This is a genomic window from Flavobacterium aerium (assembly GCF_030766725.1).
Classification (GTDB): Bacteria; Bacteroidota; Bacteroidia; order Flavobacteriales; family Flavobacteriaceae; genus Flavobacterium; species Flavobacterium aerium.
Genome location: NZ_JARQWR010000013.1, coordinates 1 through 15,749, shown reverse-complemented (window position 1 = coordinate 15,749; position 15,749 = coordinate 1). Strand labels below are relative to the sequence as shown.

17 protein-coding genes are annotated in these 15,749 nt (G+C 32.5%); 12 read left to right on the top strand and 5 right to left on the bottom strand.

Going from position 1 to position 15,749, the window contains the following annotated elements; genetic code table 11:
* Positions 1 to 15 precede the first annotated feature (15 nt).
* Both P6733_RS16145 and P6733_RS16140 read right to left on the bottom strand, forming a co-directional pair.
* The gene (locus P6733_RS16145; protein ID WP_306353986.1) at positions 16 to 384 is read right to left on the bottom strand and encodes a DMT family protein; all 369 of its coding nucleotides are present in this window, start codon (positions 382 to 384) and stop codon (positions 16 to 18) included.
* Between the two features lie 9 nt (positions 385 to 393).
* Positions 394 to 1,920 (bottom strand): helicase HerA-like domain-containing protein, encoded by a 1,527-nt coding sequence (locus P6733_RS16140; RefSeq protein ID WP_306353985.1) that lies wholly within the window; start codon positions 1,918 to 1,920, stop codon positions 394 to 396.
* 465 nt (positions 1,921 to 2,385) lie between these two features.
* Between P6733_RS16140 and P6733_RS16135 the strand changes: the two genes are divergently transcribed.
* The 9 genes from P6733_RS16135 to P6733_RS16095 all read left to right on the top strand — a co-directional run bounded on the left by P6733_RS16135 (position 2,386) and on the right by P6733_RS16095 (position 10,580).
* The gene (locus tag P6733_RS16135; protein WP_306353984.1) at positions 2,386 to 3,237 is read left to right on the top strand and encodes a MotA/TolQ/ExbB proton channel family protein; all 852 of its coding nucleotides are present in this window, start codon (positions 2,386 to 2,388) and stop codon (positions 3,235 to 3,237) included.
* Positions 3,238 to 3,318: 81 nt separating this feature from the next.
* The gene (locus P6733_RS16130) at positions 3,319 to 3,936 is read left to right on the top strand and encodes an ExbD/TolR family protein (RefSeq protein WP_306353983.1); all 618 of its coding nucleotides are present in this window, start codon (positions 3,319 to 3,321) and stop codon (positions 3,934 to 3,936) included.
* Between the two features lie 22 nt (positions 3,937 to 3,958).
* Positions 3,959 to 4,516 carry an ExbD/TolR family protein gene (locus P6733_RS16125; RefSeq protein WP_306353982.1) on the top strand — a complete coding sequence of 186 codons (558 nt, stop codon included), beginning with the start codon at positions 3,959 to 3,961 and terminating at the stop codon, positions 4,514 to 4,516.
* A gap of 39 nt (positions 4,517 to 4,555) precedes the next feature.
* A complete protein-coding gene (locus tag P6733_RS16120) occupies positions 4,556 to 5,386 on the top strand; it encodes an energy transducer TonB (protein WP_306353981.1) in 831 nt (276 codons plus the stop codon).
* A gap of 232 nt (positions 5,387 to 5,618) precedes the next feature.
* Entirely contained in the window at positions 5,619 to 6,446 is an 828-nt protein-coding gene (locus P6733_RS16115; RefSeq protein WP_306353980.1) for an energy transducer TonB, read from the top strand.
* Between the two features lie 259 nt (positions 6,447 to 6,705).
* The gene (locus P6733_RS16110; RefSeq protein ID WP_306353979.1) at positions 6,706 to 7,620 is read left to right on the top strand and encodes a PstS family phosphate ABC transporter substrate-binding protein; all 915 of its coding nucleotides are present in this window, start codon (positions 6,706 to 6,708) and stop codon (positions 7,618 to 7,620) included.
* 33 nt (positions 7,621 to 7,653) lie between these two features.
* Positions 7,654 to 9,342 (top strand): tetratricopeptide repeat protein, encoded by a 1,689-nt coding sequence (locus P6733_RS16105; RefSeq protein WP_306353978.1) that lies wholly within the window; start codon positions 7,654 to 7,656, stop codon positions 9,340 to 9,342.
* Between the two features lie 163 nt (positions 9,343 to 9,505).
* Positions 9,506 to 10,135 carry a 7-carboxy-7-deazaguanine synthase QueE gene (locus P6733_RS16100; protein ID WP_372339310.1) on the top strand — a complete coding sequence of 210 codons (630 nt, stop codon included), beginning with the start codon at positions 9,506 to 9,508 and terminating at the stop codon, positions 10,133 to 10,135.
* 40 nt (positions 10,136 to 10,175) lie between these two features.
* The gene (locus P6733_RS16095; protein WP_306353977.1) at positions 10,176 to 10,580 is read left to right on the top strand and encodes a DUF2059 domain-containing protein; all 405 of its coding nucleotides are present in this window, start codon (positions 10,176 to 10,178) and stop codon (positions 10,578 to 10,580) included.
* Between the two features lie 79 nt (positions 10,581 to 10,659).
* On the opposite strand, the gene P6733_RS16090 is transcribed toward P6733_RS16095, so the two are convergent.
* A complete protein-coding gene (locus P6733_RS16090; RefSeq protein ID WP_306353976.1) occupies positions 10,660 to 11,367 on the bottom strand; it encodes a class I SAM-dependent methyltransferase in 708 nt (235 codons plus the stop codon).
* A gap of 93 nt (positions 11,368 to 11,460) precedes the next feature.
* Between P6733_RS16090 and P6733_RS16085 the strand changes: the two genes are divergently transcribed.
* Together P6733_RS16085 and P6733_RS16080 are read left to right on the top strand one after the other, a co-directional pair.
* Positions 11,461 to 11,955 carry a YkgJ family cysteine cluster protein gene (locus P6733_RS16085; protein ID WP_306353975.1) on the top strand — a complete coding sequence of 165 codons (495 nt, stop codon included), beginning with the start codon at positions 11,461 to 11,463 and terminating at the stop codon, positions 11,953 to 11,955.
* Between the two features lie 85 nt (positions 11,956 to 12,040).
* Complete coding sequence (locus P6733_RS16080) at positions 12,041 to 12,280, top strand: hypothetical protein (protein WP_306353974.1); 240 nt, start codon at positions 12,041 to 12,043, stop codon at positions 12,278 to 12,280.
* A 16-nt stretch (positions 12,281 to 12,296) separates the two neighbouring features.
* Here P6733_RS16080 and P6733_RS16075 read toward each other — a convergent pair whose 3' ends face one another.
* On the bottom strand, positions 12,297 to 12,479 hold the full coding sequence (locus P6733_RS16075; protein WP_306353973.1) for a hypothetical protein: 183 nt from the start codon (positions 12,477 to 12,479) through the stop codon (positions 12,297 to 12,299).
* A gap of 148 nt (positions 12,480 to 12,627) precedes the next feature.
* Positions 12,628 to 13,878, bottom strand: coding sequence for an exo-beta-N-acetylmuramidase NamZ family protein (locus P6733_RS16070; RefSeq protein ID WP_306353972.1), 1,251 nt, complete (start codon positions 13,876 to 13,878; stop codon positions 12,628 to 12,630).
* Between the two features lie 6 nt (positions 13,879 to 13,884).
* Here P6733_RS16070 and P6733_RS16065 point away from each other — a divergent pair, with 6 nt between their 5' ends.
* A complete protein-coding gene (locus P6733_RS16065) occupies positions 13,885 to 15,120 on the top strand; it encodes an ABC transporter permease (RefSeq protein ID WP_306353971.1) in 1,236 nt (411 codons plus the stop codon).
* Positions 15,121 to 15,749 lie beyond the last annotated feature (629 nt).

Sequence of the window (15,749 nt, the reverse complement as noted above, 5' to 3'; positions counted from 1 at the left end):
GAGTATATCAAATTATTATTTTTTGAATATGAAATAAACAGCAAGAATTAAAAACATAAAACCAACGGCATGATTCCATCGAAAAGTTTCATTCTTAAAAAATAGCAATGAAAATATGGTAAATATGACCAATGTTATAACTTCCTGAATAACCTTAAGTTGCATCAACGTAAAAGGGCCTCCATTTTCTTTAAACCCAATTTTATTGGCAGGAACTTGAAAGAAATACTCAAATAAAGCCAAGCCCCAACTAATCAGGATAATCGAAATTAATCCCAGATTTTCAAACCACTTTAAATCCTTAAATTTTAAATGTCCATACCAAGCCAACGTCATGAATATATTGGAAAGTATGAGTAATCCAATGGTGATAAAACCTTTCATCGAATCTATTTATTTTTTAAATAACTTAGTTAGTATTCCCATTGCACCTCTAATAAATGTAGCGCTAGTGAAAACTTTTATAACTGCTTTCTGAACAGTATCACCACCACCGCTTCTCGAGGTTGATTTTGAAGCTTTTTCTTCTGCTTTTTTAGTTTCCTCTATTGTTTTATTTTGTTGTATTTCTTCAATCTTTTTATTCAGAAGCTCATAAGCACTTTCGCGATCAATAACTTCACTATATTTTTTCACCAATTTTGAATTGGCATTTATAGCATCAATTTCTGAATCATTCAAAATGTCCATTCGACTCATTGGTGCTCTCATCATAGTAGCAGCAAGAGGTGTTGGAATTCCTTTTTCATTTAAGGCCGTGACAAAAGCTTCCCCAGTACCAAGCTGAGTTAAGACTTCATCAGTTTTATAAAATTCCGAAATAGGATAATTCTCAGCAGTCATCTTAATTGCCTTTCTATCGTTAGCCGTGAAAGCTCTTAAAGCATGTTGGATTTTTAATCCCAATTGACTCAATACCCCATTCGGTACATCAGTAGGATTTTGAGTTACAAAGAAAATACCCACACCTTTAGAACGAATTAATTTTACAATAGTTTCAATCTGATCCAACAAGGTTTTACTAGCCTGATTGAATATTAAGTGCGCTTCATCTATGAAAATCACTAATTCTGGACGATCAGCATCCCCTTTTTCAGGAAGTATACTATATATTTCAGCTAATAAACTCAACATGAAAGTTGAGAAGAGCTTTGGTTTATCTTGAATATCAGTTAAACGAACAATATTAATATAACCGTTACCATTTCGGTCGATACGCATCAAATCATCAATGTCAAATGACATCTCTCCAAAGAATAATTCAGCACCTTGTTGTTCCAATTCAATGATTTTTCGAAGAATTGAACCCGTTGAAGCAGTAGAAATCCGGCCATATTCTCTTTCTATTTCCTCTTTTCCTTCCTCTGTAATATATTGGATAACCTTTTTGATATCTTTTAAATCCAATAAAGCCATCTTTTTATCATCACAATACTTGAAGATCACAGCAATAACACCCGATTGAGTATCATTTAAATCAAGTATTCTAGAAAATAAGACAGGACCAAACTCAGAAACAGTAGCTCTAAGTCGTACACCATCTTGTTGAGAAAGTGAAAGTAATTCTACAGGAAACCCTTTGATAGAGTAAGGTAGGTTTATTTTTTGCTGACGTTCCGTAATAAAAGGAAGTTCCACGCCAGGTTGAGCAATACCACTTAAATCACCTTTAATATCCATCATTAATACAGGAATTCCATTTTCAGAAAGATTCTCTGCTAGTACCTGTAAGGTTTTTGTTTTGCCAGTACCTGTTGCTCCAGCAATTAATCCATGACGATTTAATGTTTTTAATGGGATTTTGACATGAGCATCAGCGATTGTTTCACCATTTAGCATTGCTGCTCCTAATATGATAGAATCCCCCTTGGTTTCATATCCTTTTGTTATATGATCTAAAAAAATATCCTTGTTTTGCATAGTTTACGAAAAGTTAATTAGTTCGCTTTCAGATGAAATAAAGCTAAACAAAAATAGCGCAGAATTATTTAGGATTGATATAAATAGTACTTAAAATTCCGAAATTATATCGTTAAAGTCTTGTGTGATTAATATTTTTTAGAATAAAAATCGTACATTTATTTAATAACAGGATATTTAGATAAATTTTGCTAAAATTAGAAGAGTCGCAATTTTTTAAAGGTTTAAAATAGGCTAACTTTTTGATTATTAAAAAAATAATAGTGTGTTATGTCTGATTCCTATTATGTTTTTAATTGTTTTTGGGTTAACATAATTGTAATATATTGTTAATAAACAATAAAATGTATTTTTTTATTTTTTTATATCCACTAAAAATATAAATTTGTCGTTCTTATAGATATAAGAGAGATCTATTAAGTAATGCAACTTTTAAAAATTTAAAAAACTAAAATTAAAAAAAAAATGACAAACGCATCAAACGCATCAATAGCGAAGAAAGAGAGTACTGGAGGGAATAGTGTATTTGCAGGTTTTGCTATCGCAATTTGTATCATCCTTGGAATTTTGATCTGGAAATTTATTATGGGTCATGGTTCTAATTTTGAAAATGGAGACAATACTTTACACCCACTACCTGGAAACTATTTAGGAATGGTTTACAAAGGAGGAGTAATCGTACCAGTATTAATGGGATTATTTTTAATGGTAGTAGTGTTTTCAATCGAACGTTTTTTTGTAATCACTAAAGCTTCAGGAAAAGGAAATGTTGACGCTTTTGTTAAAAAAGTACAAGTTGATATTGCTAAAGGAAATATCGATGCAGCTATTGGAGAATGTGACAACCAAAAAGGTTCTGTTGCAAACGTAATTAAATCAGCATTGATTAAATACCAAGAAGTTAAATTAGAAGGATTAGATAGCGAAAAAGCTACTGAAACAATCCAAAAAGAAATCGAAGAGGCTACTTCATTAGAAATGCCAATGTTAGAGAAAAACTTAACAATCATTTCTACTTTAGTATCTATCGGTACATTAGCAGGTTTGTTAGGAACGGTTATGGGGATGATTACTGCGTTTGGTGCATTAGCAACAGCAGGTACTCCAGATCAAGCTCAATTAGCAAATGGTATCTCTGAGGCGTTAATTAACACGGCTACAGGTATCTCAACATCTACACTTGCTATTATTTCTTACAACTTCTTCACATCTAAAATTGATAAATTAACTTACTCAATTGATGAAGCAGGTTTTACTATCGCTCAAACGTACAGACGTTTCAGAGGTGCAGTAAAAAGTAGTGAGAAAACAGTATAATAATAATTTTTGTAGTGACTTGTAAGTCTCTATAATTTATAGAGACTGCAGTCGCCTTTAAAAATTTAATATAAAAAATTAATGGCTAAAGTAAAAATGGCAAAAAAGAGTACGGCAATTGACATGACCGCAATGTGCGATGTATCATTTCTTTTGTTGACATTCTTTATCTTAACGGCTACGGCTAGACAGCCAGAACCATTGCCGGTTGATACACCAGCTTCTACAGTTAAAGTTAAATTGCCAGATAGTGATTTAGCAACAGTAACAATAGGAGATCAAGGTAAAGTGTTTTTTGGCGTAACGGGACAAGAAGTTAGAAAGCGTACGCTTGAGCGTATTGCAGAAAAATATAAAGTCGAGTTTACTCCAGAAGAATATGAAAGATTTTCATTGATTGAAGGTTTTGGGGTTCCATTGAACCAATTGAAAGGCTTAATCGCAATGAAAAATGCAGATAGAAATGTAGCAGGTGTACAGTCTGGAATTCCAAAAGACTCTACTGATAATCAATTGAAAGAATGGATTATGGCTGCCCGTTTTGCAACAAAAGAAATTGCTGATAAACCATTGAATGTCGCTATTAAAGGTGATGCTCAAGAACAGTATCCTCAGATTAAAGAAATTATTGATGTATTGCAAGATCAAGGTATCAATAAATTTAATTTGGTTACAGGTTTAAGAACAGAAGATTTTTAACAAAATACAAAAAGTGTAATAAATGGCACAATTAGATACTGGCGGAGGAGATAAAGGCAAAGGCGGTAAAGTAAGAAGTAAAAAACAATCTACAAGCGTCGATTTAACGGCAATGGTGGATTTGGCATTCTTATTGATTACTTTCTTTATGCTTACGACTTCTTTGTCGAAACCACAATCGATGGATTTGGCTATGCCTGCCAAAGAGAAAGATAAGACTAAAATAGAAGAAATGAATGTTGCGGACAACCGTACTCTGACAATTCTTCTAGGAGCAGACAATCAAGTAAAATGGTACATGGGGCAATTTGCAACTCCGCTTGCAGGACCTACGGATACATCTTATGGGAAGGACGGGATTCGTAAAGAATTATTGGCACGTGTGACATCTGTAGTAGCAGAAACGAGAAATCCTGAGAAAGGATTGATAGTAATTATCAAACCAAGTAAAGAATCAAATTACAGAAACTTGGTAGATATACTTGATGAGATGGCGATCACAAAAGTACCTTCTTATGCGATAGTTGATATTAGCCCAGAAGAGTTACAATTGTTAGAAGGTTCAACAGGAGCAAATTAATTTGCTTTTTCTTACTAGATAACTCAAAAAAAAGAAATTATGAAATTAGACATATTTAAAAAACAGTGGATAGATTTGGTTTTTGAGGGTCGTAATAAAAGCTACGGAGCTTATGAATTACGTACAGAAAATCCTAAAACTACAGTGAAAGCTTTGATTATTGGAGCTTTAATTTTCTCTGGAGCTTTAAGTGCACCTCTTATCTCAAAATATATATCTACTTCAGGGGATATGGTAAAAAATGTTGAAGCACCAGTAATGAGTACTTTAATTGAATTACCACCACCACCGGTAGATGATAAACCACTTCCACCGCCACCACCACCGCCACCAGCTGAGGCAACAAAATCGATTAACGATGTTAAGAAATTTGTGAAACCAGTAGTAGTGAAAAAAGAGCAGGTGACGGAAGAAATTGCAAAGATTGAAGACCTTAAAACTGCTGATGTTGGTAAAAAAGATATCAAAGGAGATAAGTTATTAGGTGAAATCAAAATTGATGAACCTATTGGTCTTGCAGATAAAGGTAAAGGAGTTACAGATGATAACGAAATCCATAGTATGGGTAGCGGATTAGAAGTAAAACCTGACTTCCCTGGAGGAATGGCAAAATTCTATGCGTATGTTGCTAAAAACTTTAGAACACCAGAAGTGTCTTCAGATCTTAAAGGACGTGTTATCGTAAACTTCGTAGTTGAAAAAGACGGAAGTTTATCAGATATCAAAGTAGTAAGAGATTTAGGTTTTGGTACAGGTAAAGAAGCAATACGCTTATTAAAAGCTTCTCCAAAATGGAGCCCTGGAATTCAAAATGGACGTCCGGTAAGAGTATTGTACTCTTTACCAATTGTTGTGGATGTAAAATCATAATATTTGCATAATAGCTATTATATGAGATAAATCCAGATAATGGATTGTAATGATTATCAAACCAAGTAAAGAGTCAAATCCTAACTTGGTTTGCTAATTATAGGAGATGGTAATCGCAAAAGTTTCTTCTTATTTATTGCATTGGATTATAAGAAATACAATTGTTGAAGGTACACTAGGGACAATTTATTTGTTCTATCACTTTACTCTAAAACTCAAAAAAATAGAAATTATGAAATTTGATATTAACAAAAAACAATGGATTGACCTAGTTTTTGAAGGACGTAATAAAAGCTATGGTGCTTATGAATTACGTACTGAAAACCCTAAAACTACAGTAAAGGCTTTAATTATTGGAGCATTAGTTTTTACAGGAGTATTAAGCTTACCGCTTATTTCTAATTTTATTAATGAAACTCCTGAAGTTATAATAGTAGAGAATATACCTCTCGAAATGCCAACTGTGGTTAATTTACCACCTGTGGAGAGAAAAGAAGAAAAATCAACTCCCCTTTTACCATCAAAATCAGAAAAAGTAGCATCTGTTAAGGATGTTAAAAGATTTGTGAAACCAGTTGTTGTGAATGCTGAAGATGCAACAGATGAAGTAGCTGAAAATAAAGATTTTAAAGATTCTGACATTGGTCTGAAAAACAGTAAAGGCAGTGATGTAGGTACTGTAATAATTGATTTGCCTACAGGAAATGAAACAAATGGGACTGATGGTCCATCTACTGAGGGTGATGTTTATAATATGAGTGGTTTGGAAGTAAAACCTGATTTCCCTGGAGGTATGGCAAAATTCTATGCGTATGTTGCTAAGAACTTTAAAACACCAGAAGTGTCTTCAGATCTTAAGGGACGTGTTATCGTAAACTTTGTAGTTGAAAAAGATGGAAGTTTATCAGATATTAATGTTATAAGAGATTTAGGTTTTGGTACAGGTAAAGAAGCCATTCGTATATTAAAAGCCTCTCCAAAGTGGAATCCTGGAATTCAAAATGGAAGGCCGGTAAGAGTATTATACTCTTTACCAATCGTTGTAAATGTCAAATCATAATACAACTCAATAGATATACACATGACACATGAGAATGACCCTCATAAAAGAATACAGAAATCGCCTAAAGAGCGATTTCTGCTCGTTATAGGAATCCTGTTTTTTTTAATTTATTTCGTGTTAGGGCTTATTGTAATTTTCTGGAAAAAGTTTCCATTAGATATGCCCCAGAATTATAGAATATTGTTTGGAATCGTATTAATAGTTTATGCTTTTCTTCGATTCATAAGATTATTACAAAATAAATAAAATGACTATTATGACCGTAAAATTAAATGCAACAATTTTAAAAGTAACATTAGGTATTTGTACCTTGTTCATCTTTTCTTGTAATTCAAAAGAAGATAAAAAATTACAAACTCTTACACAAGGCCAAGCAAGCATTTTGGTAGATGAAAGTTTTGAGCCTGTTATGCAAGCTCAATTGGAAGTTTTCCAAAATCAATATACTGCTAAAATCACTTTGGTAAATAAACCAGAAAGTGAAGCGATTAAACTATTATTAAGTGATTCTATAAATATTGCAATTCTATCTAGAGAACTTAATGCAGATGAAACAAAAGCATTAGCACATAGAAATATTGTACCAAAAATTACTCCTTTTGCTACAGATGCAATTGCATTAATTACGGATACTACATCAAAAGATACTTTGGTTGACTTACAAGAAGTAATCAACTTTATACAAGGGAAACCTTCAAAAGTAAAACGCTTAGTTTTTGATAACCCAGGTTCAAGCACCGTTCGTTATATGAAAGAATTAGCGAAAGTTGATAATTTGCCAACAAAAGAAGTTTATTCATTAAAGTCAAATGACGAAGTGATTAAATATGTAGCAGAAAACCCTGGTGCAATTGGGGTAATTGGAGTGAATTGGGTGTTGCAGCCTTCCACAACAATGCAACAATATGTAGAAAAGGTGAAAATTATGGGTGTGAAAAATGTTAAAGGACAAGTAGGAGATAATGAATACAATAAGCCAACTCAGTCTAGCATTGGTGGGGGATTATACCCATTAACACGTCAATTGTATGTGTTAAATTATCAAGGAGGGTCTGGTTTAGGCATGGGATTTGCCTCTTTTGTAGCTGGGGAAATAGGACAACGTATCATTTTGAAATCAGGACTATTACCTGTACGTTTACCGAGTAGACAAATTAAGATCCAAAAATAAATTAGTACTAAATTTTAAACTTAAATAATGAAGATGAAAAAAATTATGATTTTGAGTCTTACTTTTTTAGCTCTTGGAACCGTAACATACGGACAAGATTTAGAACAAGCTAAAAAAGCAATCGATGGAGAACAATATGAAAAGGCTAAAACAATTTTAAAATCGTTAGTCGCTTCTAAAGCTGACGAAGGTAAAAATTATTTCTTTTTAGGAAATGTTTATTTGACTTTGAATCAAGCTGATTCTGCAAATGCAGTTTTCCAAAAAGGTATTGCAGTAAAAAATAATGCAAATTTTAATTATATTGGTTTAGGTCAACTAGATCTTGATAAGGATAATAAAACTGGAGCCCAAACAAATTTTGCTACAGCAACAAAAGATCTTAGAAAAAAAGATTTTGAAGAATACTTATATGTAGGTCGTGCTTACATGAATTCTAAAAAACCAGATTACAAAAACGCTTTAGTAAGTTTGAATAAAGCAAAAAGTGTTCAACCACAAGATGCACAAGTGCTTTTAGCATTAGGAGATGCATATTATGGAGATAACAATAACAATGAAGCTTATAGCAATTACCGTAGTGCATTAACAGCTGATAGTTCTATTCTAAGAGCTAAAATTCAAATGGGTGTAATTACAAAAAGAGCAAAAGCCTTTCCTGAGGCAGTAAAAGCTTTCGAAGATGTATTGGCAACAAACCCTAATTACGGACCAGCTTATAGAGAATTAGCTGAGACCTATTATTTCTGGGCAAACAATGCTAAAGATGAAGCGAGCTATAATGCAAATATCAAAAAAGCTTTAGGATATTATGAGAAATATATGACACTTACAGATTACTCTTTAGATTCTCGTATGCGTCATGCAGATTTCTTAATCTTGACAAAAGAATATAAAGCATTAGAAGATGAAGCAAACAAAATGAAACAAATCGATAATGTAAACCCTAGAATTTTACGTTATTTAGGTTATGCTGCATACGAAAACAATAATGCTGATGGAAGTGTAAAAGCTTTACAAGATTTTATTACTAAATCTCCAGCAGATCGTGTAATCGGAAGAGATTATTTATACTTAGGGCTAGCTAAATTAAAACAAGCAGTTAAAGATTCAGATACAATTGTTTCAAATAAAGAAATATTTGCAAGTGCAATTGCAGATATGAAAAAAGGGGTAGAAGTTGATCCTGCAATGTCAGAGGAAATTAGCCCAATAGCTTTGAAATTATTCAAACAAAAATTATACGGACCAGCTGCCGAAATGTATCAAGTTGCGGTATTGAATACTAAGTCTCAAAACTTCTTATACGATAATTTCTACTTAGGATATGCACTTTATTTCGAATATGCTAGCCAAGATAAACCAGAAGAAGCATTATTACACAAAGCAGATATTGCTTTTGGAAACGTAATTACTGCATCTCCAACAACACAAGATGCTCATTTATATAGAGCACGTGTAAACAGATTGTTAGAAGCTGAAGCAGCACAATTATTAATGGTTACACATTACGAAGAATATATTAAGCTTGTGACTGAAAAAGGAGAAGCAGAAACTTCTAAAGCTGCTATTAAAGCAAACTTAGTGGAAGCATATTCTACAATTGGAGCATTTTACGTAAGTAAAGACAAAGCAAAAGCTATTCAGAATTTTGAAAAAGCATTATTGATTAACCCTGCAGATGAGGCATCAGTTAAAGCTATTAAAAGTTTACGTAAATAATTTACGAAACAATAGATAATATTAAGAGGCTGTTCGAAACGAACAGTCTCTTTTTTTTTTGGAATAAAAAGGAATTAAAGAAATTATAAAAATCAATTTCTATTTTTTGAATCTAAAATGATTTTATGAAGTATCTTTGCCCACTTAAAATTTAGAGAAGATTATGAAGGAAGATGTTGCAGCATTAGTTCAAAAAGGAGATATGTTACCTTTGATGGAAGAATTCTATACCATTCAAGGAGAAGGATTCCATACAGGAACTGCTGCTTATTTTATTAGAATCGGAGGGTGCGATGTTGGATGTCATTGGTGTGACGTAAAAGAAAGCTGGAATGCAGAACTTCACCCGCCAACACTTACAGATACTATTGTAGATCATGCAAAAAAATATGCTGATACTGTCGTTGTAACTGGGGGTGAACCTTTAATGTGGGACATGACTATCCTAACACAAAAATTGAAAGAGCGAAACCTTAGAGTACATATCGAAACTTCTGGAGCCTATACACTTTCTGGAACATGGGATTGGATTTGTCTATCCCCTAAAAAGAATAAATTACCAACACAGATTGTGTATGATAATGCTAACGAACTAAAGGTAATAGTGTATAATAAACATGATTTTATTTTTGCTGAAGAACAAGCAAGTAAAGTCAATGATAAAGCAATACTGTTTTTACAACCCGAATGGAGTAAGCGAGAAGAGATGACTCCCCTTATTGTAGAATACGTGATGAATAATCCAAAATGGAGAGTGTCGTTACAAACACATAAATATTTGAATATCCCTTAAATTATTTTAATTTAGCAGTCTAATCAAACAAATCCAAACTATGAAAAAATTATTGTTGTCTTTAGTGGTTATATGTGTTGCCCAAGTGAGCTTTGCTCAAGATGCGGCATTCAAAGCAGATGTATTAAAATACCTAGATGTGAGTGGAGCTAGTTCAAATATTAGTATGATCACAAAACAATATGTGAAAAATGTACCTGCCGATAAACAAGGTGAATTTGTGAAAGATCTTGATGGAGCAATAAAAGAATTGATGAGTAAAACGGCTGATATGTATATGACAGAGTTTACACACGATGATGTAAAAGCAATCTTAAAATTCTATGAATCTCCAGTAGGGAAAAAATTATCTAGTAAAACAGAAGTTTTGGCTGAAAAAGGACAAAAAGTAGGTGAAGCTTGGGGACCAACTTTCCAAGCGGTTATCAGTAAATACTTGAAATAACAGTAGTACATATAAAGAATAAAAAACGGGCATTGAAATTATAATTTCAATACCCGTTTTTTTATTTGTCACAATCACACTATATAGATAATTGAGCAAGATAATCATAATGCTCTCCTTCCAGAATTAATTTTGATTTAAACCCATTCGTATGCGCAGCATTCTGTAAAGTATTATAATCAACATATAACCAGTCGAAAGGCTCTTCCGCTTCATTTTTATAAGAAACATTAAAAACCAACTCACCATAATATTCATTTTCTGTTGGAATCCATTTACCACCATCTTCATCCTCGTCAAACATATATATTAAATCAGAAGAATCAACTAGAATTTGACCGCCAGGATTTAATAGTGATTTGAGCTGTAGTAAAAAAGGGCTGATGTTTTTTAGTCGACCACACATTCCAGCGCCATTCATCATTAATAAAATAGTATCATATTGCTGACCCTTAAGTTGCATAACATCTTGAACTTTGGCATCCTTTAAACCACGAAGCGTACAAGCTTGGATTGCATTTTCAGAAATATCAATAGCAGTAACATCCAGATGACGCTCATTTTGTAAATACAAACTATGACTTCCAGCACCACAACCTACATCGAGTACTTTTCCTTTGGCTAATTGTAAAGCCTTTTGCTCAATCTTTGGCATTTCAGCATAAGAGCGAAATAAATAGGCTACAGACATTTCATCAGCTTCAGAAATAGATGTTTCGGTAATTAAATCCTCAGGATTATTTCCAGTTTGATAATCCAATATAGCTTTTCCAAAAAGGTCTTTCATGATTTTAAATATAATAAGTGATAAGAAATTAGGCTGAAAAATTATTTTATATTCTTTTGTTGTAATTTTGCCGTTGCGATTAACGCATTAATGATGGATAGAATAATACAGCAGTTGCCTAAACAGGCCAAAGATAAGCATAATGAAAATAAGAAGTATTTTGATAAGCTAAAAAAGAAAGCTCCAAAAAATATTGATTATATCATGCAGGACATACATGATTCAGAATTTAAAAAAACAGACTGCCTAAAATGTGCAAATTGCTGTAAGACGACAGGGCCATTATTTACAAGTGCAGATATTGAACGTATCGCTAAATCTTTTAGACAAAAGCCACAACAATTCATTGATCAATATTTACGTATAGATGAAGATAAAGATTATGTATTAAAAGAAGTACCCTGTACATTTTTAGATTCAGAAAATTACTGTATGATTTATGAAGTAAGGCCGAAAGCATGTCGAGAATTTCCACATACAGACCGCAAGAAGTTCCAGCAAATTTCAAATTTAACACTAAAGAATGTAGAGATTTGTCCAGCTGCATTCAATATTGTCGAAGAAATGAAAAAGAGAATGCCGCTTTAAGGAAGAATAAATTAAAAGAGGAGTTTAAGAGACAATACAATTTAGTAAAAAGTAAACCGTTAGAGCCATATCAAATTGAGAAGTTATGAAACATAAAAGAAATCTGTTTATTATACTATTACTTTCAATAGTATTATCAGTAATCGTTTTTTTCTTGAGTAGTGATTTAATTGTATCCAGTACATCAGCTAAGATTTTCGAAATCCTATTTACGGTAGTGATATGGTTTATCATATTAACGATACTTTACATCATAAAGAATATACTTCATATAACCTTTAAGAAAGCAACGACAAAGATGTCACAAAAAAAGCCCTCTGTATAAGAAGGGCTTTTTTTTATTAAACTTCGATAAGATCCTGTTTTAAATCACTGATAAAATCAGAAATATATTCGATGACATCTTGTATGTAATTTACAGCATTTTCAATACCAGTTTTTAGACGCTGAATGAAAAATATGATTTGATCAATGAAATCCATAATAGCATCAACATATTCCATTATTTTTTTATTGTAATTCATAGTTCAAGTATGTTGTTTGGTTAATATAATTTAGGGAACATATGCACTACTCAAATATAAAAAACTTTAATCGGATAAAAATACCCTTTAAGATAAATCTAACGATTTGTAAATAAATTCTTCTTAGATCTACGATTGACTATAAGCCCTATTCTGCATACAATAAATAAGGCTTTCTCATTTTTTTGAAATCAGTTAAACCTGTTTTCCAAGTAGCTCTAATATCATCTTCACTCATTCCGCTTACGATCTGTTGCTGTAGTTTAGAAGTACCTGCCAGTTTAAGGAAGTAATTATTAAAGAATTTTGATGGATCACTAGTAGTTTTGTAAGCATGAAGTAACCATTTTAATTCCAATTGATGCAATCTTTTTGATTGAGATAAATCTTCGCCATAACAAACCTTACCATTATAAGTAGGATCCTTAGCGCCAACGTTTGGTTTAGGAGTAAAACTAAAATCAGATTTAGGTAAATAAGGAGAACCATAAATCTGGAATTGTAAATCAGTACCACGTCCCATACTTACATTTGTTCCTTCAAATAAACATAAGCTAGCATATAAATTGATGGATTGATCATTCGGTAAATTAGGAGAAGGCTTTACAGGTAAGCTATAAGGCATATCCCTTTTGTAATTAGAACAAGGAATTACCTGAAGTTTACATTGAATACCATTTTTCAACCATTTTTCACCATTAATCATTTGAGCATATTCACCAATAGTCATTCCATGTAACATTGGAATAGGGTGCATACCTACAAAACTTGTATTTTCTTTTTCAAGAACTGGACCGTCAATAATATTTCCATTAGGATTTGGGCGATCAAGAACAAGAACAGGAATGTTATTTTCAGCACAAGCTTCCATTACATAATGCAAAGAAGAAATATAAGTGTAAAAACGTGCCCCTACATCTTGTAAATCAAAAACCATAATATCAATCCCGGTTAATTGATCTGCCTTTGGTTTTTTGTTATTACCATACATAGAAATAATAGGCAAACCCGTTTTGGTATCCTTGCCATTTTTAATAAGTTCACCTGCATCTGCAATTCCGCGAAAGCCATGCTCAGGAGCATATATAGAAGTAACATTAACTTTATTCTCTAATAAATAATCAACAAGATGCATTTGTGTAGCCTTGCCATTAGCACTATATTCAACAATGCTAGTTGGGTTTGTTACAACGCCCACTTTCTTACCCTTTAATAAAGGAAGATATTGGGAAGCATTATCTGCACCAGTTAAAATCTTTTCAGCAGAGATTGTTGCCGTATTAGAAGTTTCAGGATTAGATTGAATTGCTGTATTTTTTACCTTCTGCGCATTTCCACAGGAAATAGCAAACAAAACAGAGAATAAAAATGTATTTTTGAACACACTAATTGAGACCATATAAAATTGAATTTAGAATACTTTATAGCTAAAAGACTTGTTACTACTAAAAACAATAAAAGTAGTATTTCTGCACCAATTATAAAAATTGCTATTGCTGCAATTGCTATTGGAATGGTGATGATGATTATTTCGGTAGCTACTGGAATAGGACTGCAGAAAAAGATTAGAGAAAAAGTCTCCGCTTTCAACGGACAAATTATAATTTCGAACTTTGATAATAACAAATCTGAAGTAAGCCAGGTACCTATTTCAACCAAACAAGATTTTTATCCCAAGTTCAATACAGTGAAGGGAATTAGTAGTATAAGAGCTGTAGCGACAAAAGCAGGTATTATACGAACAGAGAAATCATTTGAAGGAATAATCTTTAAAGGAATAGGAAAGGACTTTCAGTGGGAGAAGATAGAAGAATACATTATAGAAGGAAGAAAACCAGATTTATCAAATAAGCTGAATAACGAAATCTTAATTTCAAGGTATTTAGCCAACCGGTTAGATTTTAAATTAGGAGACAAGTTCAATACCTTCTTTATGAAAGAAGATGGGAATCAAATGCCAAATTTGAGAAACTTCTTGATAACCGGTATTTACGATTCAGGATTCCAGGAATTTGACGCTACCTATATATTAGGAGATATTCGACACATTCAACGCATCAATAAATGGAGGTCAGACGAAGTGGGGTCTTTTGAAGTTTTTGTCGATGATTTTAGTAAGATGGAAGAGAAGAATAAAGAAGTATATGAAGCAATACCCTCTACAATGGATACAGAAACCATTGAAGCAAAATTCTACTACATCTTTGATTGGTTACACCTATTCGATTTTAATATAATAGTTATACTAGTAATCATGATTATTGTGGCGACTATTAATATGGTAGTAGCATTATTAGTACTGATTTTAGAACGCACACAAATGATAGGAATCCTAAAAGCATTAGGAGCTCCAAATTGGACCGTGAGAAAGATTTTTTTATACAATGCATTCTACCTAATAATACGAGGACTATTTTGGGGTAACCTAATTGGTGTTGGAATGATATTGATTCAACAGACCTTTGGGATCATACAATTAGATCCGGCAAACTATTATGTACATCAAGCCCCAGTCTATTTAAGTTGGGGATATATAGTTGCCCTTAATATAGGAACAATCATAATTTGCTTAGTAGTGTTATTAATCCCGTCCTATATTATAACGAAGATATCACCAGTCAAAGCAATTCGATTTGAATAGAACATGTTAGACTATACCTAATATATAGATAAAGCTCGGATTTGATTTTTCAGATTCGAGCTTTATCTTTTATACTATATAGTAGGGCGTGACTCTTTAGGTTATTTTGGGAATAACCTAAAGAGTCGGGCTCTCTGTTTCAAGTCCGCACTCCGTTTACGGGCTTTTCACTTCGATCCCTCACGCAGATTCTACTCTATAATATAGTAGAGTAATTAAAATGAATCGAAATGATACTATATATAGGAGTTTAAAATCAAAAAAGAAATAGAGTATAGTCTACTGAAGCAGTAAAACAACCTATAAATCCTTTCCAATTCTATTTTAAAAATACCTGAAGCCCTCAAAAGGGGATGTTATCGCCTATTTCAAGTAAAAACAAGAGTGGAAAATCAATCGATATTTGCAATAAGAGTACCCTTTGTAATGAGCTAGCAGCAGAAAAGGTTGATAAACTGGTTCGATTTGCGATAATATGGTAAAAAAAGATTGATTACAATACGGTGTAATTCAGTTGATTGAGATTAAAAGTTAAGAAAAGGTAAAAATAACTTTAAAAAAGTATTGTTTAAGTCTAAAAAGGTTGTAGTTTTGCACCCGCAACAGCGCACAAGTTCATCAGAAATACA

What these genes read in the sequence shown, in the direction of transcription:
- P6733_RS16145 (WP_306353986.1), bottom strand. Translation starts at nt 384, where the DNA reads ATGAAAGGTTTTATCACCATTGGATTACTCATACTTTCCAATATATTC.
- P6733_RS16140 (WP_306353985.1), bottom strand. Translation starts at nt 1,920, where the DNA reads ATGCAAAACAAGGATATTTTTTTAGATCATATAACAAAAGGATATGAA.
- P6733_RS16135 (WP_306353984.1), top strand. Translation starts at nt 2,386, where the DNA reads ATGACAAACGCATCAAACGCATCAATAGCGAAGAAAGAGAGTACTGGA.
- P6733_RS16130 (WP_306353983.1), top strand. Translation starts at nt 3,319, where the DNA reads ATGGCTAAAGTAAAAATGGCAAAAAAGAGTACGGCAATTGACATGACC.
- P6733_RS16125 (WP_306353982.1), top strand. Translation starts at nt 3,959, where the DNA reads ATGGCACAATTAGATACTGGCGGAGGAGATAAAGGCAAAGGCGGTAAA.
- P6733_RS16120 (WP_306353981.1), top strand. Translation starts at nt 4,556, where the DNA reads ATGAAATTAGACATATTTAAAAAACAGTGGATAGATTTGGTTTTTGAG.
- P6733_RS16115 (WP_306353980.1), top strand. Translation starts at nt 5,619, where the DNA reads ATGAAATTTGATATTAACAAAAAACAATGGATTGACCTAGTTTTTGAA.
- P6733_RS16110 (WP_306353979.1), top strand. Translation starts at nt 6,706, where the DNA reads ATGACCGTAAAATTAAATGCAACAATTTTAAAAGTAACATTAGGTATT.
- P6733_RS16105 (WP_306353978.1), top strand. Translation starts at nt 7,654, where the DNA reads ATGAAAAAAATTATGATTTTGAGTCTTACTTTTTTAGCTCTTGGAACC.
- P6733_RS16100 (WP_372339310.1), top strand. Translation starts at nt 9,506, where the DNA reads ATGAAGGAAGATGTTGCAGCATTAGTTCAAAAAGGAGATATGTTACCT.
- P6733_RS16095 (WP_306353977.1), top strand. Translation starts at nt 10,176, where the DNA reads ATGAAAAAATTATTGTTGTCTTTAGTGGTTATATGTGTTGCCCAAGTG.
- P6733_RS16090 (WP_306353976.1), bottom strand. Translation starts at nt 11,367, where the DNA reads ATGAAAGACCTTTTTGGAAAAGCTATATTGGATTATCAAACTGGAAAT.
- P6733_RS16085 (WP_306353975.1), top strand. Translation starts at nt 11,461, where the DNA reads ATGGATAGAATAATACAGCAGTTGCCTAAACAGGCCAAAGATAAGCAT.
- P6733_RS16080 (WP_306353974.1), top strand. Translation starts at nt 12,041, where the DNA reads ATGAAACATAAAAGAAATCTGTTTATTATACTATTACTTTCAATAGTA.
- P6733_RS16075 (WP_306353973.1), bottom strand. Translation starts at nt 12,479, where the DNA reads ATGAATTACAATAAAAAAATAATGGAATATGTTGATGCTATTATGGAT.
- P6733_RS16070 (WP_306353972.1), bottom strand. Translation starts at nt 13,878, where the DNA reads ATGGTCTCAATTAGTGTGTTCAAAAATACATTTTTATTCTCTGTTTTG.